This is a genomic window from Flavobacterium sp. (assembly GCF_017985075.1).
GTDB lineage: Bacteria > Bacteroidota > Bacteroidia > Flavobacteriales > Flavobacteriaceae > Flavobacterium.
The window spans coordinates 1-16494 of the sequence record NZ_JAGNYF010000016.1; the positions used below are offsets into that span (position 1 = coordinate 1).

Annotated in this window: 15 protein-coding genes; 9 read left to right on the forward strand and 6 right to left on the reverse strand. The window is 31.3% G+C overall.

Going from position 1 to position 16494, the window contains the following annotated elements; translation table 11 throughout:
* Nucleotides 1–1007, forward strand: a 1007-nt coding sequence (locus KA468_RS04955) for a methylmalonyl-CoA mutase family protein (RefSeq protein WP_291241829.1), incomplete at its 5' end; no start/stop codon positions are given.
* Between the two features lie 73 nt (nucleotides 1008–1080).
* Here KA468_RS04955 and KA468_RS04960 read toward each other — a convergent pair.
* From KA468_RS04960 to glyA, 5 genes are all read right to left on the reverse strand, one after another.
* A complete protein-coding gene (locus KA468_RS04960; protein WP_291241830.1) occupies nucleotides 1081–1458 on the reverse strand; it encodes a hypothetical protein in 378 nt (125 codons plus the stop codon).
* A gap of 7 nt (nucleotides 1459–1465) precedes the next feature.
* The gene (locus tag KA468_RS04965; protein ID WP_291241831.1) at nucleotides 1466–2335 is read right to left on the reverse strand and encodes a cation diffusion facilitator family transporter; all 870 of its coding nucleotides are present in this window, start codon (nucleotides 2333–2335) and stop codon (nucleotides 1466–1468) included.
* Nucleotides 2336–2348: 13 nt separating this feature from the next.
* Nucleotides 2349–4571, reverse strand: a complete 2223-nt coding sequence (locus KA468_RS04970) for a M20/M25/M40 family metallo-hydrolase (protein WP_291241832.1) — start codon at nucleotides 4569–4571, stop codon at nucleotides 2349–2351.
* Between the two features lie 55 nt (nucleotides 4572–4626).
* Nucleotides 4627–5214 (reverse strand): tRNA-(ms[2]io[6]A)-hydroxylase, encoded by a 588-nt coding sequence (locus tag KA468_RS04975; RefSeq protein ID WP_291241869.1) that lies wholly within the window; start codon nucleotides 5212–5214, stop codon nucleotides 4627–4629.
* Nucleotides 5215–5303: 89 nt separating this feature from the next.
* Nucleotides 5304–6578 carry a serine hydroxymethyltransferase gene (gene glyA, locus KA468_RS04980; protein WP_291241833.1) on the reverse strand — a complete coding sequence of 425 codons (1275 nt, stop codon included), beginning with the start codon at nucleotides 6576–6578 and terminating at the stop codon, nucleotides 5304–5306.
* A gap of 110 nt (nucleotides 6579–6688) precedes the next feature.
* Here glyA and fahA point away from each other — a divergent pair, with 110 nt between their 5' ends.
* The gene (fahA, locus tag KA468_RS04985) at nucleotides 6689–7975 is read left to right on the forward strand and encodes a fumarylacetoacetase (RefSeq protein WP_291241834.1); all 1287 of its coding nucleotides are present in this window, start codon (nucleotides 6689–6691) and stop codon (nucleotides 7973–7975) included.
* A gap of 40 nt (nucleotides 7976–8015) precedes the next feature.
* Entirely contained in the window at nucleotides 8016–9197 is a 1182-nt protein-coding gene (locus KA468_RS04990) for a hypothetical protein (RefSeq protein ID WP_291241835.1), read from the forward strand.
* A gap of 56 nt (nucleotides 9198–9253) precedes the next feature.
* Here the strand turns inward: KA468_RS04990 and ytxJ are convergent, their stop codons facing one another.
* A complete protein-coding gene (gene ytxJ, locus KA468_RS04995) occupies nucleotides 9254–9652 on the reverse strand; it encodes a bacillithiol system redox-active protein YtxJ (RefSeq protein ID WP_291241836.1) in 399 nt (132 codons plus the stop codon).
* A 161-nt stretch (nucleotides 9653–9813) separates the two neighbouring features.
* Between ytxJ and clpB the strand changes: the two genes are divergently transcribed.
* The 6 genes from clpB to KA468_RS05025 all read left to right on the forward strand — a co-directional run bounded on the left by clpB (nucleotide 9814) and on the right by KA468_RS05025 (nucleotide 16328).
* Nucleotides 9814–12402: an ATP-dependent chaperone ClpB gene (gene clpB / locus KA468_RS05000; protein ID WP_291241837.1), complete on the forward strand. Its 2589-nt coding sequence runs from the start codon at nucleotides 9814–9816 to the stop codon at nucleotides 12400–12402.
* 117 nt (nucleotides 12403–12519) lie between these two features.
* Nucleotides 12520–12924: a lipocalin family protein gene (locus tag KA468_RS05005; protein WP_291241838.1), complete on the forward strand. Its 405-nt coding sequence runs from the start codon at nucleotides 12520–12522 to the stop codon at nucleotides 12922–12924.
* A gap of 20 nt (nucleotides 12925–12944) precedes the next feature.
* Complete coding sequence (locus KA468_RS05010) at nucleotides 12945–13337, forward strand: DUF1801 domain-containing protein (RefSeq protein ID WP_291241839.1); 393 nt, start codon at nucleotides 12945–12947, stop codon at nucleotides 13335–13337.
* A 38-nt stretch (nucleotides 13338–13375) separates the two neighbouring features.
* Complete coding sequence (locus KA468_RS05015) at nucleotides 13376–13870, forward strand: DUF4199 domain-containing protein (RefSeq protein ID WP_291241840.1); 495 nt, start codon at nucleotides 13376–13378, stop codon at nucleotides 13868–13870.
* A 58-nt stretch (nucleotides 13871–13928) separates the two neighbouring features.
* Nucleotides 13929–14723, forward strand: coding sequence for a TSUP family transporter (locus KA468_RS05020; protein WP_291241841.1), 795 nt, complete (start codon nucleotides 13929–13931; stop codon nucleotides 14721–14723).
* Nucleotides 14724–14753: 30 nt separating this feature from the next.
* A complete protein-coding gene (locus tag KA468_RS05025; RefSeq protein ID WP_291241842.1) occupies nucleotides 14754–16328 on the forward strand; it encodes a S41 family peptidase in 1575 nt (524 codons plus the stop codon).
* The last annotated feature ends 166 nt before the right edge of the window (nucleotides 16329–16494 follow it).

Genomic DNA, 16494 nt, shown 5'->3' on the forward strand with positions numbered 1-16494 from the left:
TGCAAGACTATTTCATTAAAGAAAACGTTCGTAATTTTTATTCAGTTTCTATTTCTGGATATCATATTGCTGAAGCAGGAGCGAACCCAATTACGCAATTGGCATTCACTTTAGCTAATGGTTTCACTTACGTGGAATACTATTTGAGTCGCGGAATGAACATCAATGATTTCGGTCCGAATTTATCATTCTTTTTCTCTAACGGAGTGGATCCAGAATATGCAGTTATTGGTCGTGTAGCTCGAAAAATTTGGGCGAAAGCTATGAAAAACAAATATGGAGCGAATGAAAGAGCACAAATGTTGAAATACCACATTCAAACTTCAGGACGTTCGTTACATGCGCAAGAAATTGATTTTAATGATATTCGTACGACACTACAAGCTTTGTATGCGATTTACGACAATTGTAATTCCTTACATACGAATGCGTATGACGAAGCCATTACTACTCCAACAGAAGAATCTGTGCGAAGAGCTATGGCAATTCAGTTGATTATTAATAAAGAATTAGGTTTGGCGAAAAACGAAAATCCAATTCAAGGTTCGTTCATTATCGAAGAATTAACCGATTTAGTAGAAGATGCCGTGTTACAAGAATTTGACCGAATTACAGAACGTGGAGGTGTATTGGGTGCGATGGAAACCATGTATCAACGTTCTAAAATTCAAGAAGAAAGTTTGTATTATGAAACCTTGAAACATACAGGTGAATTTCCGATTATTGGTGTAAATACCTTCTTAAGTTCAAAAGGCTCTCCAACGGTTATTCCTGCTGAGGTTATTCGTGCAACGGAAGAAGAGAAAGCCTATCAAATTGACATGCTTAATAATCTTCAAAAATCGAATTTAGATCACGTAAATCAGCATTTGAGTAATTTACAAGATGCCGCTATTCGTAACGAAAATATTTTCGATAAATTAATGGAAGCTACAAAGGTATGTTCGTTAGGACAAATTACCAGCGCCTTGTTTGAAGTAGGAGGACAATACAGACGCAATATGTAATTTTGATATACGATTTGAATATTAAAAATTCTTTTATATAAAAACAAAACCTTTCAGAAATTGGAAGGTTTTTTTATTCTTTAAATTTTCTATGATGTAGCATTGTTACTAATGAAACTAATATAAATGGAATCGTTGAAAGTGCAATTTTGTAGTTTAAACTAATTATTCCTATGAAAAGCATAAATACAAATAGGATGCCTAAACCAAAAATACTAATATAAGTTAATTTTTTACTTGGTTTTTTTTGGAACAAGGTAAATAGTAAGATAAATTGAGCTAGTATTGGAAAAACTATAAATGGATGAATAACTGAAATTGGGCTTGTAAATAATTTAGAAAAAATTTCAATTTCTGCTTCAAATAAAAATATATGCTGATTTCCGCTCCATTCCAAATAACCAAAGAGTGAGAAAATGATAAGAAGAAAATTTAGTATTTTACTTTTCATTTTTTAATTATTCATTCGGTTCAATGTGAATTAGAACATGTCCTAACTCTAAAATCTTACTTCTTAAAGTGTCTTTTAGTTTGTGCGCCAAATCGTGTCCTTCTTTAACAGAAATAGTAGCATCTACAATAGCGTGTAAGTCCACATGATATTTCATTCCTGCTTTTCTAATAAAACATTTCTCTGTCCCGATTATCCCATCTACTTTTAACGATTCTTCACGAATGTTTTCCACTAAATCGTCATACCGATGTTCGTCCATAATTTCACCAAGTGCAGGTCGGAAAATCATATAACTATTATAAAGAATAAAAAAAGAAGCTAATAATGCCGCCCAATCATCAGCAGATTCGTATCCTTTTCCTAAGACCAATGCTATTGAAATTCCTATAAAAGCAGCAACCGAAGTAATCGCGTCACTTCTATGGTGCCAAGCATCTGCTTTTAAAGAAGAACTATTGGTAATAATGCTCTTTTTCATTACTTTTTGAAATGAGTATTCTTTCCATAAAATAATTAATGCCAATACGATTAGTGTCCACGATTTTGGTAAATCATGAGGCGTACCAATATTTAAAATGCTTTCATAGGCAATAATAGTAGCTGATGTAATTAAAAATCCAACTACAAGAAAAGTAATTAAAGGTTCGGCTCTTCCGTGCCCGTAAGGATGATTTTCATCTGCAGGTCGGTTTGAATATTTAATTCCAAATAAAACTAAAAACGAAGCAAAAATATCCGTTGTAGATTCTATAGCATCAGCAACTAATGCATACGAATTTCCGAAAAAGCCCGCCAATCCTTTAATTAACGCTAAACTGGTGTTGCCAATAATACTAAAATAAGTGGCTTTTATAGCGGTTTGCTCGTGTGTCATTTTTTAGTTTTTATTAAAACGTTACGTTTACCTTATTAGTTTTTCCGTCTCTAATAAATATAACTTCTTTCGTTTCACCAGAATTAATTTTGGATAAGCATTCCATATAACCATATACTTCTTTTACCTCGCAATCACCAATTTTAGTAATTATATCACCTTCTTTAATTCCAGCTTTAATGGCTGGACGGTCTTCAGTAACACCATCTACGTGTAACCCATCGCCATGTTCAGCATAATCAGGCATAATTCCAAGAGTTACTTTGTATTTTGCCATTTTCTTTTCGCTGTTTATTTTGGTTTTGGTAAATTCAATGTTTTCTTTATCGGCCAATTCATTTGCGATTCTAAAAACATAATTTACAATATTGGTTACGCCATAATAATTGATTTTTTCTTCATCATCACTTGGTTTGTGATAATCTTCATGTGTTCCGGTAAATAAAAACAGTACAGGAATATCTTTTAAGTAAAAAGAAGTATGATCAGATGGTCCAATTCCACCAGTTTCTTCTGTAACTCCAAATCCCGCAGGTTTGTTACGTTGAATTAATTCTGAGAAAATAGGAGAGGTACCGGTTCCTCCAACTACCAGACTTTTCTTATCGTCTAATCTTCCAATCATATCCATATTAATCATTGTGATTACATTTGGATACAGTGTTTTTATCGATTCAGCCATATGTTTCGATCCAATTAATCCATCCTCTTCACCAGAAAACAAAGCAAAAATGAAATTCACTTTTTCTTTTGTCTTGTTTTTCGCATAGATACGAGCCAAATCTAACACACCAGCAACACCAGAGGCATTGTCGTCTGCACCATTATGAATCATACCTTTTGAAAAAGGTTTGGTAGAATTATTATGTTCGTTTCTTCCTAAGTGGTCATAATGTGCCCCTATTACAATGGTTTTGTTTGCACCATTATTTAAATAAGCAATTACATTATTCGAATTTAATAAATCTCCTACAACTGTTGAATCTGCATGTGGATTGGTTTTGTATCGATACGAAAAAGGTTGCAAAAATGTTTTATTGTAAGGTTGTAAACCTAATTTTTTAAATTCACTTTCAATATATTTTGCTGCTATTTTCTCAGCTTTACTTCCTGAAAGTCTTCCTTCTAAAGCATCAGAAGCTAAATACGAAATGTGTTTTTTTAAATTTTTATTATCTGCATTTTCAACTTCATCTGTCTCTACCCAATCGGCTATAAATACATTTGTTTCACGCGCTTTATCTTGTTGGCGATTACTTGAAAATACTAATTTTTTTCCGTCTGGTGAAAATTGTGGAAACGCATTAAATTCACTTTCATAGGTAATTTGTTTCAATCCCGTACCATCGATATTAATCATATATAATTGAAAATCATATCCTTTAGTAGCGTGATGATTGGAAGAAAAAATAATTTTTTTGTCCGATGGATGAAAAAAGGGCGCCCAATTGGCTTTACCTAATTTGGTGATTTGCTTTAAATCTGAGCCATCAATATTACAAGTATAAATTTCCATGTTAGTTGGCATTACTAAATTTTCTGCCAATAAGTCTTTGTATTCTTTAATATCTTTTTCAGTGGTAGGACGAGAGGAACGAAAGACTAATTTTTTACTGTCGTGTGAAAAGAAACATCCGCCATCATAACCCAAACCAAACGTAATTTGTTTTAAGTTACTTCCGTCGATATCCATAGTGTAAATTTCTAAATCACCAGAACGAATACTTGTGAAAGCTATTTTTTTTCCATCAGGAGAAACCACCGCTTCTGCATCATAACCTGGAGAATCAGTTAATTTTTTTACAATCTCACCCGCTTTAGTTGCCATATAAATTTCAAATTCTGGATAAATTGCCCAAAGATATTTTCCGTCTTTTGGTTTCGGCGGGGCAGGGCAAGCTACATTCGCTTCATGCGTAGAGGCATAAATAATATGCTTTCCATCTGGCATATAATATGAACAAGTGGTTCTTCCTTTTCCTGTAGATACTAATTTCAGATTGTTAAAATCAGTTATAGGTTGCGTCAAATCTAACGAGTAAATTTGATCGCATGGTACACCAAATTGAGTATTGGTAACTTGCATGGTTAAGTTTTTACTATCCGGACTAAAATAAGCCTCAGCATTATCACCACCAAATGTTAGTTTTTTAATGTTTTGTAAGTTTCTTTCTTGTCCTTGAACGGTTAATGAAAGAAATAAAAACGAAAGAAATGCGTATTTTTTTACTGCCATTTTATTTTATATTTTATTTTATTTATTTTTTAAAGATTCTATCTACTTTCTACTTTTAGCCATGTACAGTTACGCCTTCACCATATTTAGCTATTACACTCGCTTCGTATGTTAACCATGCTTTCCAACGTTTTTCTACATCGATATTTCCTGCATATTTTCTAGCTAAGTTTATAAAAGTTGTATAATGAGCGGCTTCACTTTCCATTAAATCTCTATAAAACTGAGCTAATTCTTCGTCTTTTAAATTTTCAGAAAGTACTTTAAATCGTTCGCAACTTCTGGCTTCAATCATAGCTGCAAAAAGTAAACGTTCTATTAAACCACACTCACGACTTCCGTCAGAAGATTGCTTCATGAATTTGGCTAATTCGTTTACATAATCGTCTTTTCGTTCCCTTAAAAATTCGTAACCACGTGCCTTAATAATATCGTGAACCATTTGAAAATGTTGCATTTCTTCAATAGAAATCGCAGTCATTTCGGTCACCAAGTCTTCTTTCTCAGCATTATTAATAATAAGCATTATGGCATTTGTGGCTGCTTTTTGTTCGCACCAAGCATGGTCACTTAAAATATCTTCTAAGTTTTCTTCTACTATATTTGCCCAACGAGGATCTGTTGGTAATTGCAATCGTAAAATAGACATATTGTTGAAGGTTTTCAGGTTTATTATGTTTAAAAAAGGCATTATGATTGCTACATAATACCTTTTTATTTTATATATGTCAATTAAAAAACAAACATGGCTCTTTCGCCCATAAGTTCGTTAACTTCTTCAGCTACTTCTTCTATTACAGCTTCATTAGTGTAATTCATTAATACTTTGTCGATTAAAGCAACAACGGTTTCCATATCTTCTTCAACTAATCCACGAGTTGTAATTGCTGGTGTTCCAACACGAATTCCTGAAGTTACAAATGGCGATTTGTCATCAAACGGCACCATGTTTTTGTTTACTGTAATTTCGGCTTTAACCAATGCGTTTTCAGCATCTTTACCAGAAATATTTTTGTTACGTAAATCAATCAACATCATGTGATTATCAGTTCCACCAGAAATTAATTTATAACCTCTTTTGTTGAACGCTTCTGCCATAGCTTTTGCATTTTTTTGCATTTGTAACGCATAACGGAAAAATTCATCTGTTAACGCTTCACCAAACGCAACCGCTTTAGCGGCAATAATATGCATTAATGGGCCTCCTTGATTTCCAGGGAAAACAGACATATCTAATATATGGCTCATCATTCTAATATCGCCTTTTGGAGTCGTTAATCCCCAAGGGTTTTCAAAATCTTTCCCCATCATAATTAATCCACCACGAGGACCACGTAAAGTCTTATGTGTAGTTGTTGTTACTATATGACAGTGAGGAATTGGATCATTTAACAAGCCTTTTGCAATCAATCCAGAAGGATGTGAAATATCAGCTAATAATAATGCTCCAACTGAATCTGCAATTTCACGGAAACGTTTAAAATCCATATCACGAGAATAAGCCGATGCTCCTGCAATAATCATTTTAGGTTGCTCTTTTGTAGCTATTTCTTGAATTTTATCGTAATTTAATAATCCAGTTTCTTCTTCTACACCATAAAAACTTGCGGTATATAATTTACCTGAAAAATTTACGGGAGATCCATGCGTTAAATGCCCACCGTGAGACAAATCGAATCCTAAAATTTTATCTCCTGGTTTTAAACAAGCTGCAAAAACTGCAGTGTTTGCCTGTGAACCAGAATGTGGTTGTACATTAGCATATTCAGCTCCAAATAATTCTTTTACTCGATCAATAGCAACTTGTTCTACAATATCTACTACTTCACAACCTCCATAGTATCTTTTTCCAGGATATCCTTCCGCGTATTTATTGGTTAAACATGAACCAGCAGCTTCCATTACTTGGTCGCTTACAAAGTTTTCTGAAGCAATTAATTCTATTCCATGAATTTGTCTGTCTTGCTCGTCTAAAATTAGGTCAAAAATAAGTTCGTCGCGTTGCATTTTTTAGTATAAATTTAAATTTTGTCAAAAATACAAAAAATGTTTGGTAAATTGAAAGGATAGTTTAATTTTGATTACTCAATTATCAACAAAAAATAGTACATAAAGATATGCCAAATTTTGCCAATGACCCAAGTAGAAAATCTTGGTTAGATATTAAAAAAGATAGTGATTTTCCAATTCAAAATATTCCTTTTGGAGTTTTTATAACTAAAGAAGATGTTATAACTATCGGAACAAGGATAGGTGATTATGCAATTGATATGGGAGCATTACAACAATTAGGCTATTTTGAAGGTATAGATCTTACTGACGATATGTTTATGCAAGATACGCTTAACGATTTTATTTCTGACGGAAAGAAAACTTGGCGTTTAGTAAGAAATAGATTATCGGATATATTTTTAGATACCAATCCAAAATTAAGAGATAACGATTCACATAAAAATATTGTTATTTTTAAAATAGATGATGTTGAAATGTTATTACCTGTTCAAATTGGTGATTACACCGATTTTTATTCAAGTAAAGAGCACGCTACTAATGTAGGAAAAATGTTTCGCGATCCAGAAAATGCATTATTACCAAACTGGTTGCATATTCCAGTAGGATATCACGGAAGAAGTTCTACAATTGTTCCAAGTGGAATTCCAGTTCACAGACCATACGGACAAACGTTACCAAATGGAGAAACTCAACCTGTTTTTGGGCCTTCAAGATTGGTTGATTTTGAATTAGAAACCGCTTTTATTACTACGGATGCCAATATAATGGGTGAACCCGTTTCAGTTGCTGAAGCAGAAGAATGTATTTTTGGAATGGTTTTGTTTAACGACTGGTCGGCAAGAGATATTCAAAAATGGGAATATGTTCCATTAGGTCCCTTTTTAGCAAAAAACTTTGCATCATCAATCTCACCATGGATTGTTACTTTAGATGCTTTGGAACCGTTTAAATGTGCATCACCAGAACAACAACCAACACCATTACCTTATTTACAGCAAACGGGTAATCATGCTTACGATATTAATTTACAAGTAGCCATTCAGCCAGAAAATGCTGTTGAAACGATAGTGTCAAACTCTAATTTTAAATACATGTATTGGACTATGAGTCAACAATTGGCACATCATACAATAAATGGTTGTAGAGTGAATTCTGGAGATATGATGGGAAGTGGTACGATATCAGGACCAACGCCAGATTCTTTCGGTTCGATGTTAGAATTGTCTTGGGGTGGACAAAATCCAATTAAAATGAATGATGGTTCAGAACGTAAATTTATAAACGATAACGACACGGTAATTATTAGAGGATATTGTCAAAATGACCAAATTAGAATTGGTTTTGGAGAAGTAACAAGCAAATTACTTCCAGCTATTGAATTGAAATTTTAAATTAAGCACGCTATTGTTTCCCAAATCTAAAAGTGTATATATGAAAAGAATTATTTTACTATTACTAACCTTGTTTTTGTTTTCCTGTGGAGTAAAAAAAACGCAGTCTATGTTAAGTAATGGCGACTATGATGGCGCTATTGAAAGAGCTTTAGATGGTTTAAGAACAAATAAAAATGCCAAAGGAAATCAAGATTATGTATATCTTTTGGAAGAAGCATTTGCCAAAGCCAAAGAACGTGATTTAAATAATTTATCATTATTGGTAAAAGAAAAAAATCCAGCAAATTTAGAGAAAATCTATAATTTGTATAACCAATTACACAATCGACAAGATAGAATAAGGGGTGTTTTACCTTTAATGCTATTGAAAGAAAACAGAAACGCTATTTTTCCTTTTAACGATTATTCTAACGAATTAATTGCGAGTAAAGCTGATTTGTCTATTTATTTATACAATAATGCGAAAAAACTACTTGCTTCTAAAAATAAATTAGTCATTCGTGAAGCGTATGATGACTTAGCTTACTTAGATGATTTAAATCCTAACTATAAAGATGTTCTTGATTTAATGGATCAAGCGAAATTTAAAGGAACTGATTTTGTATTTGTGTCTACTAAAAACGAAACAAATATGGTTATTCCATCTCGTTTACAGGATGATTTATTGGATTTTAGTACATACGGAATTAATGATAAATGGACAGTATATCATAATAAAAAACAAAACGATATTTTTTATGATTTTTCATTGGTTGTAAATTTCAGAGAAATTAAAATTTCACCAGAACAAGTTAGAGAGAAACAATTTGTTAAAGAAAAACAAATTAAAGACGGAACAAAACCACTTTTAGATGACAAAGGTGTTCAAGTTAAAGATTCTGAAGGTAAACCGATGGTTGTAGATGTTATGAAAACAATTTCAGCAAGCATTTATGAATTTACCCAATTTAAATCTGTGCAAACCACTGCTAAAGTTGAATTTTACGATTTATATACGAAACAATTAATTGATGCCTACCCGTTATCAAGTGAATTTGTTTTCAGTTATATATATGCTAATTATAATGGAGATAAACGAGCATGTGAACAAGATTATTTTCAATATTTTGACAGAAGAGCGGTGCCGTTTCCAACAAACGAACAAATGGTTTATGATTCAGGGGAAGATTTAAAAGCAAAATTGAAATCTATAATTTCAGGCAACAGATTTAGAAGATAAATAATGAATAAAAAAATCGCTTTTAAAAATTTAAAAGCGATTTTTTTTATTTTAAATTAAGTAAATTGTTTCAAGTCTTCTGCAGAGATACTGTCGTGTGATGCATTAAAAACAGCTTTTTCATTTCTGATCACTATTATTTGTGGCGATTGATGCATTACGTTATACCTGCTTGCAATTTCATTAGATAAATCTCTGTGATTTAACAAATCTAATAAATACCAATCTATTTTTTCTTCGGGATAATTAAACTCGGCATCAAATTGTTTTAATGCCATTCTACTTATGCTGCATTTTGTACTGTGTTTGAAAAGGACAACCAGTTTTGTTTGAGAAATTTCATCTATTTCATCAAATTGTTCCATTTTATCTAATGTATAAAATTTGGCTGTCTCTTTTATTTCTTCGTTGGAAGTGTTTGCGTTTTCTTTAAAGATATTTTTGAAAAAACTCATATTTGTTAATTTTTTAAGACAAATTGTCTGATTTTAATGATTTTAGGTGTTATTTTAATGACATTTTGTCAATGTTTTGACTATGGAATATAAATTGACCTTGTTTAAACAAAGATACAATTACAAAAGTAAAATTAATTAGTGATTAAAAAATATATACTATGAATTTAAAAAACTTAACCATAAAATCGCAAGAAGCATTACAAGTAGCGCAGCAAATTGCTACTGGATTTGGACAGCAACAGTTAGAGAATGAACATATTTTCAAGGCCATTTTAGATGTAGACATATCTGTTACACCATTTATTTTGAAAAAAGTAAATGTAAATATGGATGTATTTCAAAAAATGTTAGATCAAATCATTCAAGGATTTCCTAAAGTTTCGGGTGGAGAAGTTATGTTTTCCAGAGAAGCATCTTCTACATTAAATGAAGCTACTTCTTTGGCAAAAAAAATGAATGATGATTTCGTATCTCTTGAACATATCATTTTAGCCATTTTCAAATCGAAAAGTAAAGTCGCTCAACTATTAAAAGACCAAGGTGTTACCGAAAAAGATTTGATTTCTGCTATTACTGAACTCCGTAAAGGCGAACGAGTTACTTCCTCATCAGCAGAGGAAACGTATAATGCTTTAAATAAATACGGTAAAAATTTAAATGATTTAGCTAAAAATGGAAAATTAGATCCTGTAATAGGTAGAGATGAAGAAATTAGAAGAGTTTTACAAATTTTAACTCGAAGAACAAAGAATAATCCGATGTTAGTTGGTGAGCCAGGTGTAGGTAAAACAGCAATTGCAGAAGGATTAGCACATAGAATAGTGGATGGTGATGTACCTGAAAATTTAAAAGATAAAATTGTTTATTCTTTAGATATGGGTGCCTTAATTGCGGGTGCGAAATATAAAGGCGAATTTGAAGAACGATTAAAAGCCGTTGTAAAAGAAGTAACTTCTGCGGAAGGCGACATCATACTTTTTATCGATGAAATTCATACACTTGTAGGAGCAGGAGGAGGCGATGGTGCTATGGATGCGGCAAATATATTAAAACCCGCTTTAGCTCGTGGTGAATTACGTGCTATTGGTGCTACAACTTTAGATGAATATCAAAAATATTTTGAAAAAGATAAGGCGCTTGAACGACGTTTTCAAAAGATTATGGTTGACGAACCTGATACAGAAAGTGCCATTTCTATTTTGCGTGGAATCAAAGAAAAATACGAAACGCATCATAAAGTTAGAATCAAAGATGATGCTATTATTGCTGCTGTTGAACTTTCACAACGTTATATTACGAATCGATTTTTACCAGATAAAGCAATTGATTTAATGGATGAAGCGGCTTCAAAATTAAGAATGGAAATTAATTCAAAACCTGAAGAATTAGATGTTTTGGATAGAAAAATTATGCAATTAGAAATTGAAATTGAAGCCATAAAACGAGAAAAAGACGAATCGAAATTAAAGATTTTAAATATTGATTTGTCAGAACTAAAAGAACAACGTAATGAAATTTATGCCAAATGGAAATCGGAAAAAGATGTTGTAGATGCCATTCAAGGTTATAAACAACAAATTGAAGATTTCAAAATTGAAGCAGAACGCGCGGAACGTGATGCAGAATACGGAAAAGTTGCCGAACTTAGATATGGTAAAATTGTTGAAGCACAAAAGAAATTAGACGAGTTACAAATTGAATTGCTCGAAAATCAAAGTGAAAAATCGCTTATTAAAGAAGAAGTTACTCAAGAAGATATTGCTGAGGTTGTAGCCAAATGGACGGGAATACCAGTAACAAAAATGCTACAAAGTGAGCGTGAAAAATTGCTAAATTTAGAAGATGAATTGCACAAAAGAGTAGTAGGACAAGAGGAAGCTATTGAAGCTATTTCTGATGCGGTAAGAAGAAGTCGTGCGGGTTTACAAGATATGAAAAAACCGTTAGGTACCTTTCTTTTTTTGGGTACAACTGGAGTAGGTAAAACAGAATTAGCAAAAGCGTTAGCTGATTATTTGTTTGATGATGAAAATGCGTTGACTCGAATAGATATGAGTGAATATCAGGAACGTCATAGTGTAAGCCGTTTAGTTGGTGCGCCTCCAGGTTATGTAGGTTATGATGAAGGCGGACAATTAACTGAGGCCGTAAGACGTAAGCCGTATTCGGTGATTTTGTTAGATGAAATAGAAAAAGCACATCCAGACACGTTTAATATATTGTTACAAGTTTTAGACGAAGGACGATTAACAGACAATAAAGGACGTTTGGCTGATTTTAAAAATACTATTATTATTATGACGTCAAATATGGGAAGTCATATTATTCAAGAGAAATTTGAGAATTTAAAAGGAAGTATTGATGCTGCTATGGAAACAGCAAAAGTGGAAGTTTTAGCCTTGTTAAAACAAACGGTTCGTCCTGAATTTATTAACAGAATAGATGATATTGTACTATTTACACCATTAACAAATGAAAACATCAAACAAATAGTTGGATTACAATTAAAATCGGTGTTTAAAATGTTAGAACAACAGCATATTTCCATGTCGGCAACACATGAAGCAATTGATTATTTATCTAAAAAAGGGTATGAACCTGAATTTGGGGCAAGACCAGTAAAAAGAGTCATTCAGCGAGAAGTTTTGAATAAACTATCTAAAGAAATTTTAGCAGGAAATATTAAAACGGATTCCGTAGTTTTATTAGATAGTTTCGATAACCAATTGGTTTTTAGAAATCAGTAATAATTAAATTTTAAAAACAGAATTTTTAAGTCTAGTCGTCGAAAGATAACTAGACTTTTTTATTCTAATTATTGATAAAATAGTATATTTGATGTTTAATTTTTAAAATAATTCTTCATGAGACAACTAATACTTGTGCTATCATTTTTGTTTTTTAATTATACATTTTCTCAAGATTTTATTGGAACTTGGAAAGTTAAGGAAATTAGTGATTCTAAAGAGACTGAAGCGATAAAAAAAATGTTTTCAGATATTTTTCTTAATTCTGAATTTACATTTACAAACGATAATAAATTTCAATTTGTTACATCAAACAAATCAAGAGCATCTCATGAGTTTGCCAAAGGACTTTCAAGCGCATCATGGATTTTGAATGAGAAAACTCAACGAATAAGTATAGGTTCAAAGAAAAATAATTATACAATTCTTGGAATATTTTATAAAGAAATAGACGGTATAATGTATTTTCAACTTCATGAATTTAATTATGTTTTTAAAATGGAAAAAGTAGTAAAAGAGTAACTTTTATTTATCTAACAATTATGCATCCAGATATTCAAAAATATAACGCTTCTCAAACCGAAGAAAATTATCTAATTTGTAATTTATTGTCTGAAATTATCATGGAAAATTTTCCCGAGGCAGAAAATAAAATCTGGCACGCACATCCAGTTTGGTTTTTGGATGGAAATCCCATATTGGGTTTCAGTAAATTAAAAGCAGGTATCCGATTGCTATTTTGGAGTGGTGCGAGTTTTGAAGAAAAAGAGCTTAAAATAGGAACTGGAAAATTTAAAGACGCCGCTATTACATTCACGAATAGTAACCAAATTAATAAAGAAAATATAATTCGTTGGATACAAAAATCAAAACGGATTCAATGGGATTATAAAAATATTGTAAAACGAAAAGGTGTTTTAGAACGTTTGATATAAACGAAAAATGTCTTATTTTTGAAAAAAAAATGAATACGATGAACAAGATTATTTTTAAGTATGGAGTTTTAGGAGGTATTGCAGCTTCAATAGTTATGACTTTAATAACTATATATATGAAATTAAATCCTGAAGAAACGGCCGGGATGTTTATTGGTATGTTTACCATGATTTTAGCCTACACTTTCATTGTTTTAGGTATTTTAAAATTAAGAAAGGAAAATAAAGACACCATAACATTTGCTAAAGCATTTTTATGCGGTTTAGGTATAGTTTTTATTACTTCTACTATATACGTTTTAGTTTGGTTAATCATTTATTATAATTTCTTTCCAAATTTCATGGAACATTATTGTGATTTAGCTTTAAAGCAAACTCCACCAGAAGAATTGATAGCAAAAAAAGCAGAATTGGAAGAATACAAAGAAATGTATAAATCGCCAATTGGAGTCATTTTACTAACATATATGGAGATGTTTCCAATTGGAGCAATTTTTGCTTTAATTAGTGCTTTAATTTTGAAGAAAAAATAGCACACAAATTTCACAAAACCGACTACATTAATAAGTCGGTTTCTTTTTTTAGCATTGTATGAATTTACTAGAACTTTTTGCCCAGCACGACATTTCTATTTTAATAATTATCGCTTTTGCCTCGCTTTTCGCTGGGTTTATTGACGCTATCGTTGGTGGTGGCGGATTAATTCAGTTTCCAACTTTTATGATTTTATTTCCAAATTCAACAGTGCCAACTGCTTTTGGAACGAATAAAATTGCTGGACTTTCAGGCACTTCAATAGCCGCGGTTCAATATGCAAAACGAGTAAAATTTAATTGGAAATTATTATTCATTACTGCTTTTAGCTCTTTTATTTTTTCTTTTATTGGTGCCAAATTAGTAAGTCGAATCGATGTGAATATTCTGAAACCTTTTATCTTTTTTATGCTAATTGCAATTGCTATTTATACATTTAAAAAGAAAGATTTTGGTTCGTTTGCTACAAAAGTATTATCCGATAAAAAAAAGTATTTATTTGGATTTTTACTGGGTATTATTATTGGTTTTTATGATGGTTTTTTAGGTCCAGGAACAGGAAGTTTCTTGGTTTTAGGATTTGTAGCACTTTTGGGATTTGAATTTTTAGAAGCATCTGCGTATGCGAAAATAATTAATTGCATCACAAATATTTCCGCACTTTACGTTTTCCTATCGCAAGGAAATTATATTTTAGAAATTGCAATTATTATGGCGATTTCCAATATATCAGGAAGTATAATTGGAACCAGAATGGCTATTTTAAAAGGCAATCAGTTTATCCGAAAATTATTTTTATTTGTTGTAGTCATAATGATTTTTCGTTATGGATATGATGTTTTTTTTAGTTAGATTTGTTTTTCATTATAAAACCCCAAATTTATGAAGAACTTTATAATACTTATCGGTACGCTATTTCTATTTTCTTGTCAATCTACCAAGAAATTTAATCAGCAATTAACACAACCTATTGCAGTAGCTCAGCTTCAAAAAGACGTTGATTATTCGTATAAAAAACTCAAACAATTACATCCAAAACTGTATTGGTACATTTCTAAGGAAAAATTAGATTATAAGTTTGATAGCTTAAAAAAATCTATTCAACAACCTATGACTAGTTTGGCTTTCTATAAAGAATTGAGCCAAGTGGTTAAAAATGTTGGACAAGGGCATTTAAGCGTTTCACCAAGTTTACCAAAGTTTACCAAAAAAGAAGCAAAAGCACTAAATAAAAAAGGAAAATCACCTTTTTCACAATTTGATTTTGAATATATCGACAACAAATTAATAATTTCAAAAAATCGCTCGCGTCATTCTATTTTAGCGAATACTGAAGTTGTTTCCATAAATTCTGAAAAACCATCCGATTTAATTTCATTATTTTCTAAAAGAATAGCTTCGGACGGTTTTAATACAACCTTTATTAATAGATATTTAGGAAAATATTTCGGTGCGTTTTTTAATTTAGATAAAGGAAAAGTACAAGATAGTTTACATTTACTCTTAAAACTTGAAGGAAAGGATTCTCTTTTTGTTGTGAAACGAGACACATTCGGTTCAAATTCAAATCAAAAGAAGCCGAAATTATCAAAAAAAGAAAGAAAAGAAAAAGCCAAATTTAATAGTAAATACGGTTTCAATAGTTATACTAAAACATTTACCAGAGAATTAAAATTTATGGATAAAGATAGTATCACAGCAATAATGTCGATTAAAGAGTTTTCAAATGGAAATTATCACGATTTTTATGAAGATACTTTTAACATATTATCTGCAGCAAATACTAAAAATTTAATTATTGATTTACGTAATAATGGTGGTGGAAGATTGAATGAAATTGCTGATTTATATAGTTATTTAGTTTCTCAACCTTTTGTCTTTATTGATGATTATGAAGTGGTATCAAAAACCAGTTTTTTGCATATGAATTATTTTAAAGGAAGTGGTTATGTTACTAAGTTTTTTAAGATTTTAGGCGCGCCTATTTTTTATCCTTTATTTTATTTGAAAACAAGAAAACAAGAAAATGTTACCTATTTAAGTAATCGATTTTCTAAACAACGTAACCCAAAACCGAATAATTTTAAAGGGAAAATTTATGTGTTAATTAATGGTGGTAGTTTTTCTGCATCAAGTATTATTTCTTCAAATTTAAAGTCAAATCAACGTGCTTTCTTTGTTGGTGAAGAAACTGGAGGTGCTTATAACGGAACGGTTGCTGCTCAAATGCCTTTGGTGCAATTACCAAATAGTAAAGTGAATTTACGAATAGGTTTAGCTTTGGTAAGTGCCGCGGGTAAAACAAATATTGAAGGAAGAGGTGTTTTTCCAGATAAAGAAATTTTGCCTATTTTAGAAGATAGAAAAAACAACATCGATCCAGAATTGAATTGGATTTTAGAGGATATTAGAAGAGAAAAAGAAGTAGAATTATTAATTAAACCCAAAAATAAATAGTTACAACACAGATAATAGAAATTATTAAAATTTAGAAATTAATAAATCTTTAGCGTCCATTGCGAAAATCTTTGCGAACTTTGCGGTTAAAAATAAATCAAAAGTTACAACACAGATTAATGAAATTATTAAAATTTAAGAAATTTCTACAATCAGTGTTTTAAAA